Annotated in this window: 16 protein-coding genes; 2 read left to right on the forward strand and 14 right to left on the reverse strand. The window is 43.3% G+C overall.

What is annotated here, in order from left to right:
- Positions 1 to 2,244, forward strand: a complete 2,244-nt coding sequence (locus G509_RS0115175) for a patatin-like phospholipase family protein (protein WP_026992319.1) — start codon at positions 1 to 3, stop codon at positions 2,242 to 2,244.
- A gap of 2 nt (positions 2,245 to 2,246) precedes the next feature.
- Here G509_RS0115175 and G509_RS0115180 read toward each other — a convergent pair whose 3' ends face one another.
- The 8 genes from G509_RS0115180 to G509_RS0115215 form a co-directional block, all read right to left on the reverse strand.
- The gene (locus G509_RS0115180) at positions 2,247 to 2,828 is read right to left on the reverse strand and encodes a Crp/Fnr family transcriptional regulator (protein ID WP_026992320.1); all 582 of its coding nucleotides are present in this window, start codon (positions 2,826 to 2,828) and stop codon (positions 2,247 to 2,249) included.
- Between the two features lie 54 nt (positions 2,829 to 2,882).
- Entirely contained in the window at positions 2,883 to 3,344 is a 462-nt protein-coding gene (locus tag G509_RS0115185) for a peroxiredoxin (protein WP_035739014.1), read from the reverse strand.
- 7 nt (positions 3,345 to 3,351) lie between these two features.
- The gene (locus tag G509_RS0115190) at positions 3,352 to 4,191 is read right to left on the reverse strand and encodes an alpha/beta fold hydrolase (protein WP_026992322.1); all 840 of its coding nucleotides are present in this window, start codon (positions 4,189 to 4,191) and stop codon (positions 3,352 to 3,354) included.
- 323 nt (positions 4,192 to 4,514) lie between these two features.
- Positions 4,515 to 5,354, reverse strand: a complete 840-nt coding sequence (locus tag G509_RS0115195; protein WP_026992323.1) for a sugar phosphate isomerase/epimerase family protein — start codon at positions 5,352 to 5,354, stop codon at positions 4,515 to 4,517.
- A gap of 19 nt (positions 5,355 to 5,373) precedes the next feature.
- Positions 5,374 to 6,777 carry a carbohydrate porin gene (locus G509_RS0115200; protein ID WP_026992324.1) on the reverse strand — a complete coding sequence of 468 codons (1,404 nt, stop codon included), beginning with the start codon at positions 6,775 to 6,777 and terminating at the stop codon, positions 5,374 to 5,376.
- Positions 6,774 to 8,036 carry a sugar MFS transporter gene (locus G509_RS0115205; RefSeq protein ID WP_026992325.1) on the reverse strand — a complete coding sequence of 421 codons (1,263 nt, stop codon included), beginning with the start codon at positions 8,034 to 8,036 and terminating at the stop codon, positions 6,774 to 6,776. Before G509_RS0115205 ends, G509_RS0115200 begins: the two co-directional genes overlap by 4 nt.
- Positions 8,037 to 8,045: 9 nt before the next feature.
- Positions 8,046 to 8,984, reverse strand: coding sequence for a carbohydrate kinase family protein (locus tag G509_RS0115210; protein ID WP_026992326.1), 939 nt, complete (start codon positions 8,982 to 8,984; stop codon positions 8,046 to 8,048).
- A 46-nt stretch (positions 8,985 to 9,030) separates the two neighbouring features.
- Entirely contained in the window at positions 9,031 to 10,053 is a 1,023-nt protein-coding gene (locus G509_RS0115215; RefSeq protein WP_035739016.1) for a LacI family DNA-binding transcriptional regulator, read from the reverse strand.
- An 899-nt stretch (positions 10,054 to 10,952) separates the two neighbouring features.
- Here G509_RS0115215 and hemN point away from each other — a divergent pair.
- On the forward strand, positions 10,953 to 12,317 hold the full coding sequence (hemN, locus tag G509_RS0115220; RefSeq protein WP_026992328.1) for an oxygen-independent coproporphyrinogen III oxidase: 1,365 nt from the start codon (positions 10,953 to 10,955) through the stop codon (positions 12,315 to 12,317).
- 147 nt (positions 12,318 to 12,464) lie between these two features.
- On the opposite strand, the gene G509_RS0115225 is transcribed toward hemN, so the two are convergent.
- The 6 genes from G509_RS0115225 to ccoN form a co-directional block, all read right to left on the reverse strand.
- Positions 12,465 to 13,166 carry a sulfite exporter TauE/SafE family protein gene (locus tag G509_RS0115225; RefSeq protein WP_026992329.1) on the reverse strand — a complete coding sequence of 234 codons (702 nt, stop codon included), beginning with the start codon at positions 13,164 to 13,166 and terminating at the stop codon, positions 12,465 to 12,467.
- Positions 13,167 to 13,306: 140 nt separating this feature from the next.
- Complete coding sequence (locus G509_RS0115230; RefSeq protein WP_026992330.1) at positions 13,307 to 13,753, reverse strand: FixH family protein; 447 nt, start codon at positions 13,751 to 13,753, stop codon at positions 13,307 to 13,309.
- 13 nt (positions 13,754 to 13,766) lie between these two features.
- Complete coding sequence (gene ccoG, locus G509_RS0115235) at positions 13,767 to 15,188, reverse strand: cytochrome c oxidase accessory protein CcoG (protein WP_026992331.1); 1,422 nt, start codon at positions 15,186 to 15,188, stop codon at positions 13,767 to 13,769.
- A 6-nt stretch (positions 15,189 to 15,194) separates the two neighbouring features.
- Positions 15,195 to 16,097: a cbb3-type cytochrome c oxidase N-terminal domain-containing protein gene (locus G509_RS0115240; RefSeq protein ID WP_026992332.1), complete on the reverse strand. Its 903-nt coding sequence runs from the start codon at positions 16,095 to 16,097 to the stop codon at positions 15,195 to 15,197.
- 25 nt (positions 16,098 to 16,122) lie between these two features.
- Positions 16,123 to 16,305 carry a CcoQ/FixQ family Cbb3-type cytochrome c oxidase assembly chaperone gene (locus G509_RS0115245; RefSeq protein ID WP_026992333.1) on the reverse strand — a complete coding sequence of 61 codons (183 nt, stop codon included), beginning with the start codon at positions 16,303 to 16,305 and terminating at the stop codon, positions 16,123 to 16,125.
- A 4-nt stretch (positions 16,306 to 16,309) separates the two neighbouring features.
- Positions 16,310 to 18,508 (reverse strand): cytochrome-c oxidase, cbb3-type subunit I, encoded by a 2,199-nt coding sequence (gene ccoN / locus G509_RS0115250; protein ID WP_026992334.1) that lies wholly within the window; start codon positions 18,506 to 18,508, stop codon positions 16,310 to 16,312.

The following is an 18,508-nucleotide window of genomic DNA, read 5'->3' on the forward strand; positions in this document are numbered from 1 at the left end:
ATGCGCAAAGCCCTTATTATAATAAAGGTTATAATTTTAGCTAATCTACTTATTCATAATGCATCGGCACAGGGCAAACGCCCAAAAATAGGCATTACCCTAAGTGGTGGCGGTGCTAAGGGCATAGCCCACATTGGCCTGCTTAAAGCAATAGATTCGGTTGGGCTTAAGGTAGACTATGTTACCGGTACCAGCATGGGTAGCGTAGTAGGTGGCCTGTATGCAGCCGGTTATTCCGGTAACGATTTATATGCTATTGCCAAAACTTTAGACTGGAGCGTTTTACTGTCTAACGATCCGCCCTTAAACACTTTTAACCTAAAAGAAAAGGAAGACTTAAACCATTATATTGAGTTGCCGTTAGCAAAGGGCAAAATATCGCTTAAGCGTGGTTTTATAGAATCTAACGAGCTGTGGCTGGCCCTTGCCGAATTGTTCTATCCTTATTACGAAATTACCGATTTTAGCAATTTTGATAAAGGCTTTCAGTGCATTGCTACCGATGTGGGCACTGGTAAGATGGTGGTTTTAAAAAAGGGCAATATTGTTAAGGCAATACGCGCCAGTATGGCCATACCATCGGTTTTTACACCTATGGAAATTGATGGTAAAGTACTTGTTGATGGCGGTATTGTACGTAATTTTCCGGTTTCTAATGTTAGAGAAATGGGCGCTGATATTGTTATTGGCAGCGATGTTTCGGGCAGCCTGAACCCTATAGACCAGGTTAAATCGCCTTTGGATATTATTAGCCGCCTGCCTTTTTTTAATGCGGTATCTGACCTTGAAGAGCAAAAAAAACTGGTAGATGTATATATAGACTATCCGTTGGATAACTACGGCACTGCGAGTTTTGCATCGGCAGAACAAATTATGCAAATTGGACTGGAACGGGGCAAACTACTCTACCCTACCCTTAAGCGGCTTAAAGATTCGCTGGACAATATTTATGGCGAAGAAAAAACAGAGCGTATTGTAAAAAAACGCGATAACGTTTATATATCCGAATACCAGGTAAACGGCGTACCTAAAGAAGAAATTCCTTTTTTTTTAGATTTGGTAAAGTTCTCGCCCAATGCAGATTATACTGCTAAAGACCTGAGTGCATCGGTACGAAAAGCCTTTGCAACACGAGTTTACAGTAAGATAAATTACTCTCTGGTTCCGGATAAACTGGGCAATGCAAAAATAATTTTTGATGTAGAAAAGCCGCCATCTACCGTTTTGCAAATTGGGTTTCATTACAACACAACCACAGGTATTGCCTTAAAAACGGGCCTGTTGATGAGGGGGTTTTTAAATCCGTTCTCTGCGGCCTCTGTAATGTTGTCTCTTGGAGAAAACCCAAGGGGAAAAGGAACAATTATGTACTATTTTACCAAAGACAGAAAGCTGATACTACAAGCCGAAACCAGTTTTGAAACCGTGGACATTACCACATACGACCAGGATTTTTTAGAAAGCGGGCTTTACAACCAGGCCAGCCAAAATTGCGACCTGCAATTGCTATGGCAACCTAAAAACAACTGGACGTTAGGTATTGGCACAACACTGTCTAACGTGGCGTACGATCCTAAAATTACATCGAACCTTCAGGTAGAGGGTAATGTGGCTTATGTAAATTCGTTTTTACTTTTACAGCACAACACACTAAATACACCTCTGTACCCTAACAAAGGCCGCTATATATACCTTAAAGGTGGTATGATACACAGCCAGATAACCGACTTTAAAATTTACCAGGACGAAGATATTATAGCCACCGAAGATTCGCCGTTTTTTAATTCGCGTGCGTACACCCAGATAAAAGTAGCGTTAGAGCAATACATACCGCAGCGCAGCAATGCCATATTTTTTAAAGTACAATCGGGTTTAAACTTTAATTACAAGCAGGCCCTTGTAAACGATTTTGTGGTGGGAGGCCTTAATAACGTTATACGCAACCAAGTTACTTTTGCGGGTTTGCCCGAAGCATCCATATTTACGGCCAGTGTTGTTACTGCCGAAGTTGGCTACCAGTATTCGCTTACCAATAACTTATTTTTAACCACAAAAGTAAACGGGCTATGGTACGATTTTATAAAAAGCAACTTTAGGTTTAGTGCCGACTCCAGAGGCTTAGGCTGCGCGTTTAGTGCTGGCTACAAAACCTTTTTAGGCCCTATAGAGGCCAGCCTTATGTACAGCGACCTGAACAAAAAAATACTGCCCTATTTTAATATTGGCTATATATTAAACATATAGAATTAACCCAGCCTTTTTCTAATCCTGCTTAACGACTGGCTTGTAATACCCAGATAAGATGCTATGTGGTAAAGCGGTATGCGCTTTAGCATTTCGGGTTCTTCGTTCTGAATTTTTAAATAGCGTTGCTCTACGGTATTAAACAGCAGGGTTTCCATGCGCGACTGGGCGTAGGTAAAAAACAATTCGGCTAAAAGCCTGCCCGTGTTAGACCAACCTGTGTTAACGCTATACAAATTCTGGAGGTCTTTATATTTAATAGCATAAAGCTCTGTATCTTCCAACGCCTCAATAAAATAAATGCATGGATATTGGTAGATAAAACTTTTAAAAGACACTATAAACTGCCCTTCGGAAAAAAAGAACATATTGCGGTCTTCCATAGCTTCTTCATCAAAATAATAGATCCTGAAAAGCCCGCTGCGAATAAAACCAAGATCGGAACATACAAAATTCTGCATATTAAAAAACTCCCCTTTTTTAATGGTCTTTGTATACCAGTGCTGGCTGCCTTTATCGAAATCAGGTTCAGAAAGCTTTGAGAAATTATGTAAAAAATCAAATAATTTTTTTTTATCGTCCATACTATTACATAATAAAGCCCGGCAGTAGCACCGGGCTCAAATTTAACTAATTGATTACTGATTTACAGGGCTTAAAAACTGCAATACCTCTTTAGCATGGGCAGCCCCTTTAAAGAAATCCCTAAATTTGTATACTACAATGCCCTTATCGTCAATTATAAACGTTTCCCTGCCGGTTAAGAACAGGGCATTTTTAACGCCAAACTGTTTGATGACTTTGTTGCCCGGGTCGCTTAGCAGCTTAAACGGCAATCTGTTTTTTTCGGCAAAACGCCTGTGGCTCTCTACATCGGCATTGTTAATACCAACAACCTGTATACCGGCATCTGTAAATTCCTGGTAACTATCCCGAAAAGCACAAGCCTCTTTAGTACAAACAGCGCTTTCGTCTTTAGGATAAAAGTACACTACGGTGGTTTTGCCTCTTAAATCAGTTTCGCTATTAAAATTTTTTCCGTCCTGGTCGCGTAACACAAAAAATGGTACTTTATCGCCTATTTCCAATGTTTTAGACATGATGTTTTTATTTAGTAAGGTTAAGTAAAATGGTAACAACTTCGGCTGGCTTAGAAACAAATGGACTGTGGCTTGCCTCTATAGTAAAGGTTTTGGTTATGCCTGCCGCTTTAACCATTTGCTGCTGGGCAGTGTAGCTTATGGCGCGGTCTTGCGTGGTGTAAACATAGTATTTATCCAGGCCGGCAAAAACTTTAGGGTCGTACTGTAACGGGGTGCCCATAGGTGCGGTTGGTTCAGGCTTTAAGTTTTTGACCATTAATTCTTTTTGCTGTTTAGACCCGTCTTTTAAAAATAGTTCAGGAATATTAACCTCGGGGTTAGCAAAAGTTACAGTCGAATAATCCGGAGGAAGAACAAGCAGTTCTGGCGTAATGCCCGGGTTTGGGTCTTGTTTTGCAAGGTCGTTAAGCGATTTGCCTGTTGGCGGTACAAAACCGGCAATATACACCAGTTTTTCTATTTTGCCGGGCACTTTTGTAGCAGTTTGCGTAATAATGGCACCACCAAGGCTATGCCCCACCAGGATAACTTTTCCGTCTACACTATTTATGGCTGCTGTTACTTTTGCTACGTAGTTATCGAGGGTAGCATCTGCCAGCGCCGACTGGTCTTTGCCATGCCCCTGCAACTCTACGGCAATTACATGGTGGCCCTGTTTTTCTAATTGTGCCTTAACCTCATCCCAAACAAAGGCGGCCTGCCAGGCACCGTGTACTAAGACAAAGGTTTTGTGTTTTGGTGCATCGTTGTTAAAATTGTTGCGGGCAAAAGCCGATGTAAACACCAGGCTAAGTACTAAAACTTTTAAAAAGTTTTGTTTCAACGTTTCTTTAATTGATTTCATGATATATATAATTTTATAGTGCAAATTTCATCCGAAAAAAAGTTGTCCAAATTAACTTAGGTTAATTAATGCTAAAAAATTACAATTAAAATACATTGTAAATCTGATAGTTATATAGCCTGACACTTTCAAGATCGTAAAAGTATAGTAAACTATAGTGGCGGGTAGCTTTATTTAGAATTCGGCAGGTATAACTTAGAATATGCAGTACGCAATCGTTTTTTAAGAATTCCATTCGGAAAAAAAGTGGCAAGCAACCTACTTAAATAAAAAAGCCTGCAGAATATCTACAGGCTTTGCCATTGTGTGTTATATGTAAACTATTACGCTAACTTTTGTTTTAAGAAATTCAGGCTGCCAACAGCCAGATCCTGCGCGTTGTGCGGCGATGTTTGCCATAACGAAACCGCCTGCTGCATTCCCGGTACGGATGACGAGAAGTTTTCCAGCACCAAATTGCCTTCAAAATTGATGGCTTCAAGTCCCCTGAAAAGTTCATCCCAGTTAACGGTGCCTTCGCCGGGCATGCCGCGATTGCTTTCGGTAATGTGGATGTGCTTTAGCAATGCCCCCGACTGTATAACAGGGTCGTAAAAATTGTTCTCCTCAATATTCATGTGGAAGGTATCTAAATGCACCGCAAGGTTGGCTGCGCCCGTTTTGGCTATCAGCTCTATAACATTGGCAGCAGTGTTGCATACATAGCTTTCGTACCGGTTTATGGGTTCTATGCCAATGGTTATGCCCAGCTTATCGGCGTAAGCAGCAGCCTGACCCCATACATCTGTAATAATACCTTTCTCGGCATCGGTAAGCGGGTTGCCGCTAAACACACCGATGCCCCCATGCAGTACACCCCCTAAAAAGGTAGCCTCTACACCCGCTGCTTTATCTAAACCCTTCTGCATAAGCGCTAATGCCTCTTTAGGATAAAAAGGTATGTGCGCTTCCTTTGGCAGATTAAGCGAACAGGCAACATCCAAATTGTTTTCTCTGAGTTGTTTTTTAACCGCAGCGGCATCAAAATCCATACTGTTGGGTAACAGTATTTCTATCATATCAAAACCGGCTTGTGCTGTTTTTTGTATGGCGTAGTGCCCTGCTTCGGCGGTCCATAAGGGTGTGATCCAGGATAGTAACGAAGCCCCAAATTTTATTTTCATTTTTGTTATAGTATTAAGTTTAAAATACCCACCATTCTGACCGGATACCAAAATAAGTTCCCAGCCTTTTGTGGCCGGCCTGTTCTAAAAATGGCGAGTACATGGCATTTTTAGCATAATTGTTATAGCGGGCAACTTCGGCAATAAAACGCAGGTGCGGGCGTGCCCAGGGGCTGCGTTCGGCGGTAGGTACAATAGTGGGTGCCAATGCCAGTTTTACCATTTGTGCCTCCGGGTTATACCCCTCTTTTCTGCTTGTATAATGCAGTTCTGTTATCATGTGGAACCAATTGGTAACATAATAAATTAAGCGCCCGCCCACGGCAAGGTCTGTTTTCTTATTGTAAATTTCCCTGTCGTAAAAATCTATGGCCTTGCCGTTAGTGGCGGCACCTCCCCTGCTTTGGGTGTACACCGCATAGGGATTAAGGCTTATCCTGTCAGACAAATTCAGCATTAAATGCTCAACCGCCGTAAAAGAGTACGCCCCTTTGTATTTACCCTCTACATTAGGGGCACCAAAGGTGCGCCAGGTTTGCGTGCTGCCGCTATCGCCACCATTGGCAATGCCGGTACCGTAGCGCACGGCAAACTGGTTAAACGACCCTGTTTTTTTAGTGTTGAGCTGCGAGCTTAGTTTAGCCCCTGCTACAAATCCGTAATCGGACGGATAGGTAGGGTCGGCATTTTTGCGCACTGCCGATACGTAATGGTATTCGGCTAAAAGCTTAACCGAATGCTGTTTTGTAATAGTAAAGCTGTGTTCGGCCACCATAACCTCGCGCTGCCTGTACGCCAGTACTTTGCTACCCGATATTATATTGGCATACGAATACGGCGTTACGTTAGATGACGTAGTATCTATAGCCGCCGGAAAGAACATCGAAAATGATGTTTTATTATATTTTACCCCAAAACCCTGAGATGAGTGGTCGTCAAAATAAAAGTAATCGGCAATGTGTACATCATCATAACGCATGTAGCGGGCCCCTGCCCAAACCGTCCAGGGGCTCCCTACTATATTGCGCGCTTCTACAAAAGCTTCAGGCAGGCTTACAATCATGCCATTTATCGAACCCGAATGTACATTACCCAAAAATGTACCATTAGACGAATAAAAAGCCAGCCGCACCTGAAAATCTATTGCAGTGCTATCCTTATTGGCATGTACCGGCATGAAATGAAAGGCCGGAAGCAGGTCTACATAATCGCCCTGATCCATCCGTCCGCCCAACGATCCCTGTCCCAAGAGGTTAAGCTGGCGGCCCGTGTGCCCCTCAATATCCGGCGAATACCCAAACCCAATTCGCCCGGTAGTGCCAAAGGAAAAATTTTTGTTTGTGATGACTATCTGGCTCTTGCCCGATGTACCAATTAATAAAACACTTATAATAATAAGCCTGTAAATAAAACCGGGTATCATATACTGCTGTTCTTTACAACAACGGCAGCGGTGCCCAATGTTTTAGGCTTGTAATATCTTACCGCAAACAACAGTATTACTACGTAGCATACAATTGGCAATAAATAGGCATAAGCAATATTGGTATTGGCTACAAGCCCCATTATGGGCGGAAACACTGCCCCGCCAAACATGGCCATTACCAGAAATGATGATGCCTGCTCTGTTTTGTTGCCCAGCTTTTTTAAGCCAAGGCTAAAGATGGTAGGATACATTACACTTAAAAAGAAGTTAAGCATAATTAGTGCTGCAAACGATACCCACCCAAAGCTTTGCGATATAACTACGCACAGCACCATATTACAAATGCTGTATATGGCAAGCAGCTTGTTGGGTGCTACATAGCGCATTAAAAACGTGCCTATAAAACGGCCAATCATCATCATGGCCATGCTTAACGAAAAGTAATAGGCCACCTGGTTGTCGGCAAGGCCGGTTTTTTCTACCCCGTAGTTTATAAAGTAAGCCCATGTGCCGCCCTGTGCACCAATATTAAAAAACTGCGCCAGTACCGCCCACATAAAATGGCGCTGGCGGTATAATGGTGCGTTGGCTACCACATCGGCACATTCTGCATCTTGTGTGCTATTGCCATGTTCGGCATGCGGGTCTTTTAGCGTGGGTACTTTTACAAACCAAAAGGCAATGCCTATTAGCAATATTACCCCGCCAATTATCATGTACAGGCTTTTAACCGATGCTAACCCTGCCGCGCCTTCGGTATCTAAAATAAAGAACCCTCCTAAAAGCGGGCCGATGATAGCCCCAAGGCCGTTGAATGATTGTGCAAAGTTGATACGCTGGTCGCTGGTGCGCTCGTCTCCCAGGGCAGCCACAAAGGGGTGTGCCACGGTTTCTAAGGTTGCAAGGCCCGATGCCAGTATAAACAGCGCCACCCTAAAGTAGGCAAACGATTCGTTTTGTGCTGCCGGAACAAACAAAAATGCGCCAAGTGCATACAGTGCCAGCCCTAAAAGCACGCCTTTTTTGTAGCCGTACTTTTTCATGAACAAACCCGCAGGTATGCCCATAACAGCATAGGCGCCAAAAATGGACAGTTGTACTAAGCCCGACTCTGATTTTGTTATGTGCAACACATTCTGAAAGTGCTTGTTAAGTACATCGCCCATAGTAATGGCAATGGCCCAGAACAGGAACAGAGAGGTTACAAAAATAAACGTGATGGTGTATTTTTTTTCGGTGAATTTAGCCTGAGACATAACAGCAGATTATAGGGTGTTGGTTATAATATTTTGGCGCACCACATTATTGGCTGCACAAAAAGCTTGAAAATCGGTAAGGCTGTAGGTTGGGCAGGCACCCTCTTTAGACGTTATAAAAGCACCAAGGGCCGTGGCCTGTGCCATAATATCCTGCGGGGCTGCATCTGTTATTCTTTTAGACAGGAAACCCGCCAGAAAGGCATCGCCACTACCCACGGTATCCTGTACCGTAACCGGCACGGCAGGAGCCTCATAACGGGTGTTACCGTTATAATACAAAGCGCCTTTGCTGCCTTTGCTAACAAGGATTTCGCTGATGCTAAATTTATCCTGAATAAAACTAATGCTATCATCTTCGCTTACATAGGCTTTGCCTAAAAAGTCGAGAATCATGCGCAGTTCGGCTTTGTTCATCTTAACCACATCGGCTTTATGAAGCAGATCTGTAATTACGGGGACCGAGAAGAAAGGCGGACGGATATTTACATCGAACACCTTGAATTTTGCAATTTCCAAAAGTTGGAAAAGCGTGTTGCGCGATGTTTCGTTTCGGGTAATAAGGCTGCCAAAAACAAAGGCTTCGGCGGTGCTTACCTTCTCAATATAATCGTTCCTGAATTCTATAAAATCCCAAGCCACGGGCTGAATAATATCGTAATGTGCCTCGTTATGCTCGTCTATATGAGCTATTACCGTACCTGTTGCATGCGTGCCATCAATCTGGCTATCCTGTACCGAGATACCCCAATCGACCACCTGCGCCATAAGGTCGTTACCCAGTTTATCCTTGCCGGTGCGGCTTATCATGTGGGCATCTACCCCCATTCTCATTAGGTTATAGGCCACATTAAATGGCGCCCCACCCGCACGTGCCCCTTCAGGAAAAATATCCCAAAGCACTTCTCCGTAACAGAATACAGAGGGTTTATTTATTGACTGTATCATAATTATATTTGATTAAACGTTTAAGCAAATTGATAAATAAAAAAAATTAGTTGATAATAAGTTCAGAAGACCGGCTAACGTGCAGCTCGGCTTCCAGGATAATATTTTGTACCGGCAGCAAATGGTCGGTAATTTTATTGTGCAGCAACGTAACCGCAGTGGTACCAATACCGGCAAGCGGCTGCCTTACAAACGATAGCGGAACGCTAAACAGCTCATACGCTTCGGTCTCGTCAAACGCTACCACAGCAAGATCTTTCGGAATGTCTATACCTAACTTCATAAGTTTTTTTAAGCCTGCCACTGCCAGTTTGTTGCTGGTAAAAAATACAGCATCGGGCACAGTGCTGCTGTTAAACAGGTTAGTAAACCCGGCATCAACATCGGCGTCTATAGCATCTTTATCAATGCTAAGTATCGATTGGGCGTTGCATTCCAGCGAATGTTGTTGAAGCGCATCGGTAAAACCCTGCGTTCTTTGTAAAAGGTGGTGCAGTGTTGTGGTGTATGCCACAAGCACTATATTTTTCCGCCCGTTTTGTATAAGGTGCTCTGTTACCTCATAGCTAATGTCGTAGTTATTGATCTGGATACTATCGGCCAACACCTGTGGCAGGTAACGGTCTATAAACACAAACGGCATGTTTTGCCTTTGCAATTTTTGCAGGCAGTCTTCGGCGCCCTCTACCGGGGCAATGATTAGGCCGTCGGCCTGGCGGTCGCAGAACATATTAATAAGGCCCTCGAATTTTTCTTTATTCTCGTCAGAACTTCCAATAATAACCGTATACCCCTTTTTGTTCGCCTCGTTTTCTATGATCCTGGCAATTTGCGAAAAGTACGGGTTGGCTATATCGGCCACTATAAGCCCAATAATATGGGTACGCTGTGTTTTTAGGCTCTTAGCAGCGTTATTGGGGCGGTAGTTTAATTCTTCCGCAGCTTTTCTAACCTTGTCTACGGTGTCTTTGCCAATACGGCTATCGATCTTGTTATTAAGCACGTACGACACCGAGGCAATGGACACCCCTGCTTTTAACGCTACATCTTTTATGGATACTTTTTTCACTATATCGATTTCTGATAGGCAAATATAATACAGTTAAACGTTTAAGCAAAATATTTTCTGCGAAATTTTTTGTAGGTGTATTTTTCGTGAGCATGTGGTTAAAATAATTTTAGGAGGTGGATGTGAGAAGTATCAGGATGCAAAGTTAAGCAGAACCCGCATGCCCAGTACTGAAGTGATTGTTGCAGTAAATTAATTAGGGAGGTAAAATTAGATTCGAAAATTGAAATTAGTTTATGCTTTAAATTAGGGTACAAATTAGCGTAACTCGAAGTCCGAAAGTAAAATATTAAGCCTTTTTTGAATTCATAAAGTAAGAATTTACTCTAAATTTATTTTTGCCATCGCTACTTGTCGTTAAAACCTAAATATATATTAAAGTTGGCTGCAAACTACCGGTAATTTTTGATAATGTTAAGAATACAAAACCATAAACATCAAACAATCAAACACTTATATATACTATAAGCATTTTCCTGTTATATATTTTATGATTGTGCTAATAATTAATGAATAACTTTATACTATAGCGAGAGCAACTTTACATTATAATAGCTCTAACTATACACTTAATACCTTGATTTATTGATAATTACCTGCCTGCCAAAACAAAGATGACGGGTAGCCAGCTTGTCGAGGAGGCTGTAACGGTGCCCTGCACTTTCCACCCGTTCGTGCAGGGTCTATAAACTAACGTCGGCGCGCCACGGCGCGGAAACCGATCAGCAACACGGCAGGATGGCAGGCACGAGAGTTTAATTGTCTGATAATCAAATGTATTAAAAAAACTGTTGTACTAATTTACAGCAGTTTTTTTGTGCCTAAATATTTCTGTACCTGATAATTATCATTTTTTAGGCACGGCATCCCCCCTACTTTTGATGCATAAATTAATAGGCATGGAAACTTCTATAGTGCAAAAATATAACGTACCGGGACCCCGCTACACAAGCTACCCCACTGTACCTTACTGGGATAACGGCGAATTTACAAGCGATAAATGGCAGCAATCGTTCTTAAAAACCTTTAAACAAAGCAATGCTACCGAAGGGATAAGCATCTATATCCACCTGCCGTTTTGCGAGAGCATGTGTACCTTTTGCGGGTGCAACAAGCGTATTACCAGGCGTCACGAGGTTGAAACGCAATACATTACCTCCGTACTTAACGAATGGGCTTTGTATTGCGATGTGCTGCCGCAAACACCTCTAGTAAAAGAACTACACTTAGGTGGCGGCACCCCTACCTTTTTTAGTCCGGAAAGTCTTGAAGTGCTGGTAAACGGCATTTTTGACAGGGCTGTAAAAGCACCTGAGTACGAATTTAGTTTTGAGGGCCACCCTAACAATACCACACGGGAGCATTTGCAAAAGCTATATAACTTGGGTTTCAGGCGGGTAAGCTTTGGCGTTCAGGATTATAACGAAACGGTACAAAAGGCCATTAACCGCATACAGCCTTTTCATAACGTAGCTAAGGTAACTTTATGGGCGCGCGAAATTGGCTATACCTCTATTAGCCACGACCTGGTGTTTGGGCTGCCTTATCAAACGGTTGATAGCATGGTAGATACAATCGAAAAAACCAAGGCACTCAACCCCGATAGGCTGGCGTTTTACAGCTATGCCCACACCCCGTGGATTAAAGGTAACGGCCAGCGCGGTTACAGCGAAGACAACCTGCCTAAAGACCAGGAAAAGAGGCAACTATATGAGATTGGCAAGCAAATACTATCGCAAAAGGGCTTTTTTGAAATTGGGATGGACCATTTTGCACTGGAAAGTGATAGCTTATTTGATGCCTTTAAAAATGGCAAGTTACATAGAAATTTTATGGGCTACAGCAGCTCTAAAACACAGTTAATGATTGGGTTAGGTGTATCTTCCATTAGCGATAGCTGGTACAGTTTTGCCCAGAATGAAAAGACTTTAGAGGACTACTACAGGCGTATTGAAAACAACGAACTGCCCATCTTCAGGGGGCATTTGCTTACCGATGAAGACCTGATAATCAGGCAGCACATACTCAACCTTATGTGTAAATTCGAAACGCATTGGGATGAAGTTAACGGGCGTTTCCCGGAGTTGCACAGTGTGCTGGTAAGCCTTGGAGAAATGGAGTATGACGAGCTTTTGGAGTTTGGCACACACTCTATTAAAGTGACCGAAAAAGGCAAACCTTTTGTGCGCAACATTTGTATGGCGTTTGATTTGAGGCTAAAACGCAAAGCACCACAAACAGAATTGTTTTCTATGGTTGTCTAAAACATCAGGTTATATAATGATTAAATCGTAGAGACGTTGCAATGCAACGTCTTATAAAAAAACACATTGCAATACAATGTGTTTTTTTATGGAATGACTTATGTTTTAGACGTTGCACTGCAACGTCTTTTTTACATCTTTTAGACATTACCTGCAATGCGGTGCCTGCTGTACAAACAGGCTTATTGTTCCCGGAGACAGGTATGGAATGCTAAGCCCTAATCCTCTTACAATAAAGAGCATGCCTATAAAAACGGCAACATAGGGCACTATTTTTACCATTGTATTACGCATAGGGTTGGTAAGGAACGCTGATGCATATACCACCACACTCATAAGCGGGATGGTACCCACTCCATACAGCAGCATATACAGCATACCTAACGGTACATTTTGCATGGCAATGGCGCCAAACAGGGCAGCATACACCAACCCGCAGGGCAAAAAGCCGTTGAGCAAGCCGGTAACAAAAAGGGCTTTATAGGTCCGCTTTTTAAACTGGCTGCCAAGACTGGTTTTTACTTTAGAGATAATACGGTAAACAGGTTTAGAGAAGTTGTAGTTAGAGAATACCTTCTCAGGAATCATTACAATGGCAATCATCAGTATACCTGCAATAATGGAGAGTTGCTGCTGCATCCCGGCAAGGTAAAAACCACGCCCTAATATGCCTAATGCCAGGCCTAATGTGCCATACGCCGTAAGCCTGCCTAAATGATACAGTAAAATTTGCGATGCTTTTTTCGCCGGGTTGTTATGGTCCACCGGCAGCATCATGGCAATTGGCCCGCACATGCCCATGCAGTGCAGGCTTGATATAAGGCCGAGAAGTAGTGCGGAGTAGAGCATAAGCTGGTTGTTGGTTGTCAGTTGATGGTTGTTGGTTGTTGGTTATTGTTGATGGTTTGTTACTGTGTAGCTCCTAACAAAACAACAACTCATTCAGTGTAGCTCCCAACAACTGGCAACTGACAACCAATAACCAATAACTATAAATTAAGCATTTGTTTATTAACATAGCCTTTGCCGTTGTATTGCCAGGCAATGGTAATGTCCCAGCGGCCGCCTGCCAGGTTACTTTTAGGTATGAGCATGTATGGAGCAGATAATGAAATGGGCATATCAAAATCCAATCCTCCGTCAGACGGCCTGTAAAGGGACACTTTTCCTTTTATTTTACTGTAGTCAAACCCTTGCGGGAAGATTATCTTAATTGCTGTAGTGTTGGTTTCTATTTGCAGCTTCTGGCTTAACAATGCAGCATTTTGCTCCTTATCCAGTTCGGCCTGCAGCACACGCTCCTGTTTGTAGTATTCTTCTACAACCAGTTCGTTATCATATTTATGGTCGCTTTGCACTTTAAAAACAAAAAACAGTATAAAGCCCATAAACAGGGCAAATGCTATTACAATACCCGTACCCCAATTTATTTTCATGATAATTAATGTATTAGTTAAAACTTCTTGGCGCTAAAAAGTTGGTGGTTTCGGTTTCTATAAGTTTGTCGCCCTCATACACGCCAAGGGTAATTTTTGTTTTATCACTCTTTAAAAAGGCAGGGTTAATCTCTACAAACAGGGTGCCCTGTGCTATGCCCTCGCGTTTAATTTTAAAGGTTGATGCTCCCACCATTTTAACCTCGCCCTGTAGGCCTTTAAGCTCAAAATGAACGTTATTAAAATCCTTAGCCGTTTTATTGATTACCTTATAGGTAAACACATTGCTAATGTTATCGCCTTTATGTTCAAACAATTGCCCCGGCAGGCGCAGCACGGTAGCCTCAACCTCATTACGTAAAAACAGCATGCCAATAAATATACCGGTAAGTATAAAAAGTACAGCCGTGTAGCCCTTCATACGGGCGGTAAACACAAACTTTTGTTTTTTGGTAATCTCGTCTTCGCTTGCATAGCGGATAAGCCCCTGCGGCAGGCCCACCTTATCCATAACGGTATTGCACTCGTCTATACAGGCGGTGCAGTTAATGCACTCCAGCTGCGTGCCGTTGCGAATGTCTATCCCCGTAGGGCAAACGGCCACGCAAAGCTTGCAGTCTATACAATCGCCTTTGCCAATGGCAGCGCGGTTCTCGTTCTTAACCATTTTGCCACGGCCGGCTTCTTTCTCGCCGCGCTTATGGTCGTACGCTACAATAATCGATTTATTATCCAGCAATGCGCCCTGTAACCTGCCGTACGGACACGCAATTATGCACACCTGCTCCCTGAACTGGGCATATATAAAATAGAATACCCCTGTAAAAATAAGCAGTGCTATAAGCGTACCCAGATTATCTGCCGGGCCCTGCTCTACCATTTGTATCAGCTTATCGCTACCCGTAACATAAGCCAGGAACACGTTGGCTATAGCAAAGGATATGATGAAGAATATGAACCATTTAAGGGCACGTTTCTTTATCTTTTCGGTATCCCACTGCTGTTTGGCGAGTTTTATCTGTGCACCGCGGTCGCCTTCTATCCAGTATTCGATGCGCCGAAAAACCATCTCCATAAATATGGTTTGCGGGCATATCCATCCGCAAAAAATACGGCCAAATACCACCGTAAACAGGGCTACAAACACCACCCCTATTATCATGGTAATAACTATAAGATGAAAATCCTGCGGCCAGAACGGAAACCCGAAGATATTAAACCTGCGTTCCAGCACATTAAAGAGCAAAAACTGGTTGCCGTTAATTTTTACAAACGGTGCTGCAACTAAAAAAAGCAGCAAAAACCAGCTTACAATTTTGCGGTACCTGTAAAACTTGCCCGATGGTTTTTTAGGAAAAACCCAGGCCCTTTTGCCATCATCATCTATTGTTCCTATCCTGTCGCGGAACTCCTCATCATTATGCGTTGGTAACATTGTTGTTTATTTAGCGGTTTGGGGCGCCTTTACATCATCAACCCACACATCGCCCTGCGGTTCTTTTGGGTCTTTGGGGTTAGAGCCTTTTAACGATAGCACATAACTGGCAACTAACTGTATTTCAGATGGTTTTAGCATACCCTTCCAGGCTACCATGCCTTTGCCATCGCGCCCACCTTCTGTAATGGTGTGGAAAACATTTTTAATACCCCCACCCAACAGCCAATACTCATCGGTAAGGTTAGGGCCAATAGCACCACCCGCATCGGGGCGGTGACAGGGTATACAATTAGCCTGAAAAACCGCTTTACCCTCAGCAATTTCGGCCGGCTCTGTAAGCTGCGCCACGGTATTTTCGTCGATAAGGTCTTTGGCTGTTTTTTTGTATTCTTCTACTGCCAGCCTGGCTTCGGCCATTTCGGTATCAAATTCGGCTTTCTGGTCTTTTCCTTCCAAAATATGAAAGCGTACCAAATAGATTAGCGCAAACACAATGCAGGCGTAAAAAAGGTTTACCCACCACGGCGGCAGCACATTATCCAGCTCTTTAATACCATCATAATCATGGTTCATTAATATAGTTCCTTCTTCTTCGATAGGTTTTGATTTATTAAAGAAGTTGCTCAGCTTTTTGTACCAGGCGCTTTCCCTAAAATCAAGGGCTTCGGCATCATCCAGTTGCTTACGCTGGGCATCGGTTAAAATGCTGTAGGTAACCCTGTCTATGGCCAGCACCACAATTTCTATGGCTATTTGCAAAAACAGGAATACAGCCAGGAATATCGATACCAACGGGTATTTTATAAAGGCAGGCCTGTCGCCCGAGTCTATAAAATATTCAAGCGCCATAAAAACAAGAGCAAACAGCACGGGCACCCTAACATATACGGGAATGTATTTTTTCATGATCCTCTAATTTTTTAATCCTCAGTTAGTTTTGGTTGTCTTCGTCGCTAAACGGCAGGTTGCTCATCTCGTCTATTTTTTCTTTCTTATATGTGAAAGTCCAGGTGTACAGCCCTACAAAAAAGAAGAAGAATATAAGTAGTGATATGATGGGGTATATGGCTACCCCGGCTATGGTTTCCAGGTTATGTTGTACAAACTTTAGCATGGCTTTATTTTTTAGGTTGGGCAGTTGCGTTTTTTATTTTAATATCGGTGCCAAGGCGTTGCAAATAAGCAATTAGCGGAATGATCTCGCGGTCGCTCATGGGCACAAACAGTTCTCCCCTGGCGAGGGCAGCCTTTTTACTGGCCTCATAACTCTTTACAAAATCAGGGTCGGCATACAGGCTCTTTTCAATCTTATCAGCCTGTGCAGCCATGTTTTTAGAGGCATGGGCAATATCCTGTTTGGTGTAGGGCACACCCAATTGCTCCATAACCTCCATCTTTTTCCGGGTCTCGGTATAATCGGCTTTTTTGTTATCGAACAGCCATTTATACGCCGGCATTATCGAACCTTCTGAGACACTTTGCGGGTCCCACATGTGGTTAAAGTGCCAGTTGTCGCTGTACTTGCCGCCTACCCTCATTAAATCGGGGCCTGTACGTTTAGAGCCCCATAAAAACGGGTGATCGTACACATATTCTCCCGATTTGGAGTATTCGCCATAGCGTTCTACCTCGCTACGGAAAGGGCGTATCATTTGCGAGTGGCAGCCCACGCACCCTTCGCGTATGTACAGGTCGCGGCCTTCCAACTCCAATGGCGAATAGGGTTTTACGGTTGATATGGTAGGTATGTTGCTTTTAACCATTATGGTAGGCACAATCTGGATAACCCCGCCAATCAGCACCGCAATAGTCGCCAGTATGGTAAGCTGTATAGGCCTGCGTTCCAGCCACGGGTGAAATTTCTCTCCGCTAAGCCTTTTTGTAGTTATTTTTTGAAGTGCCGGTGCTTCGGCATACTCATCTTCAATGTTTTGACCCTGACGGATGGTTTGTATAATGTTGTAAACCAACACTATCATACCTATTAGGTAAAGTGTTCCACCAATGGCACGCATCCAGTACATGGGTATAATTTCTTTAACCGTCTCTAAAAAGTTACCGTATTTAAGGGTACCATCGGGGTTAAATTGTTTCCACATACTTGCCTGTGTAAAACCGGCAACATACAATGGCAGGGTGTACATAATGATGCCCAGCGTACCTACCCAAAAGTGAAAGTTAGCCAGCTTAGTAGAGTATAGTGTTGTTTTTGTCATTCGGGGTATAAGCCAGTAGATCATACCAAAGGTTAAGAAACCGTTCCATGCCAGGGCACCCACGTGTACGTGTGCCACGATCCAGTCGGTATAATGCGCTATGGCATTTACATTTTTAAGTGCCAGCATAGGGCCTTCAAACGTTGCCATACCGTAGCCGGTAATGGCTACCACAAAGAATTTAAGAACCGGTTCGGTACGTACTTTATCCCATGCGCCGCGAAGGGTTAGCAAACCGTTTATCATACCACCCCAGGATGGTGCAATTAGCATGATAGAAAACACCACACCCAGGTTTTGCGCCCAGTCGGGCAACGCGGTATACAATAAATGGTGCGGACCCGCCCAGATGTATATGAATATTAAACTCCAAAAGTGAATTATTGACAGCCTGTACGAATACACCGGCCTGTTGGCGGCCTTAGGCACAAAATAGTACATTAGTCCTAAAAACGGTGTGGTTAAAAAGAAGGCTACGGCGTTGTGCCCGTACCACCATTGCACCAGAGCATCTTGCACGCCGGCATACACCGAGTAGCTTTTTAATCCGTTTACCGGAAGTGCCAGACTATTGAAAATGTGCAGTATAGCTACCGTTATAAACGTAGCCAGGTAAAACCATACGGCTACATACAAGTGGCGTTCCCTCCTCTTTAAAATGGTGCCTATCATGTTGATGCCAAACACCACCCATATTACTGCAATGGCAATGTCTATGGGCCATTCCAGCTCGGCATATTCTTTAGATGATGTATAGCCCAGGGGTAACGATATGGCGGCGGCAACAATTATTAGCTGCCAGCCCCAAAAGTTAATGTTGCTGAGGGCATTGCTAAACATACGGGTTTTAAGCAGCCTTTGCAGCGAATAATACACCCCTGCAAAAGTGGCATTGCCCACAAAGGCAAATATTACTGCATTGGTATGCAGCGGCCTGAGCCTGCCGAAGCTCAGCCACGAAATACCATCGGTTAACCCAGGAAACATGTACATAGAGGCTATAAGCAGCCCTACTACCATGCCCACTACGCCAAACACTATGGTGGCATAGAGAAATTTTTTGACTATTTTATTGTCGTAATAAAATTGCTGCATTTCCAT

The sequence above is a fragment of the Flavobacterium subsaxonicum WB 4.1-42 = DSM 21790 genome (genome assembly GCF_000422725.1).
Taxonomy (GTDB): domain Bacteria; phylum Bacteroidota; class Bacteroidia; order Flavobacteriales; family Flavobacteriaceae; genus Flavobacterium; species Flavobacterium subsaxonicum.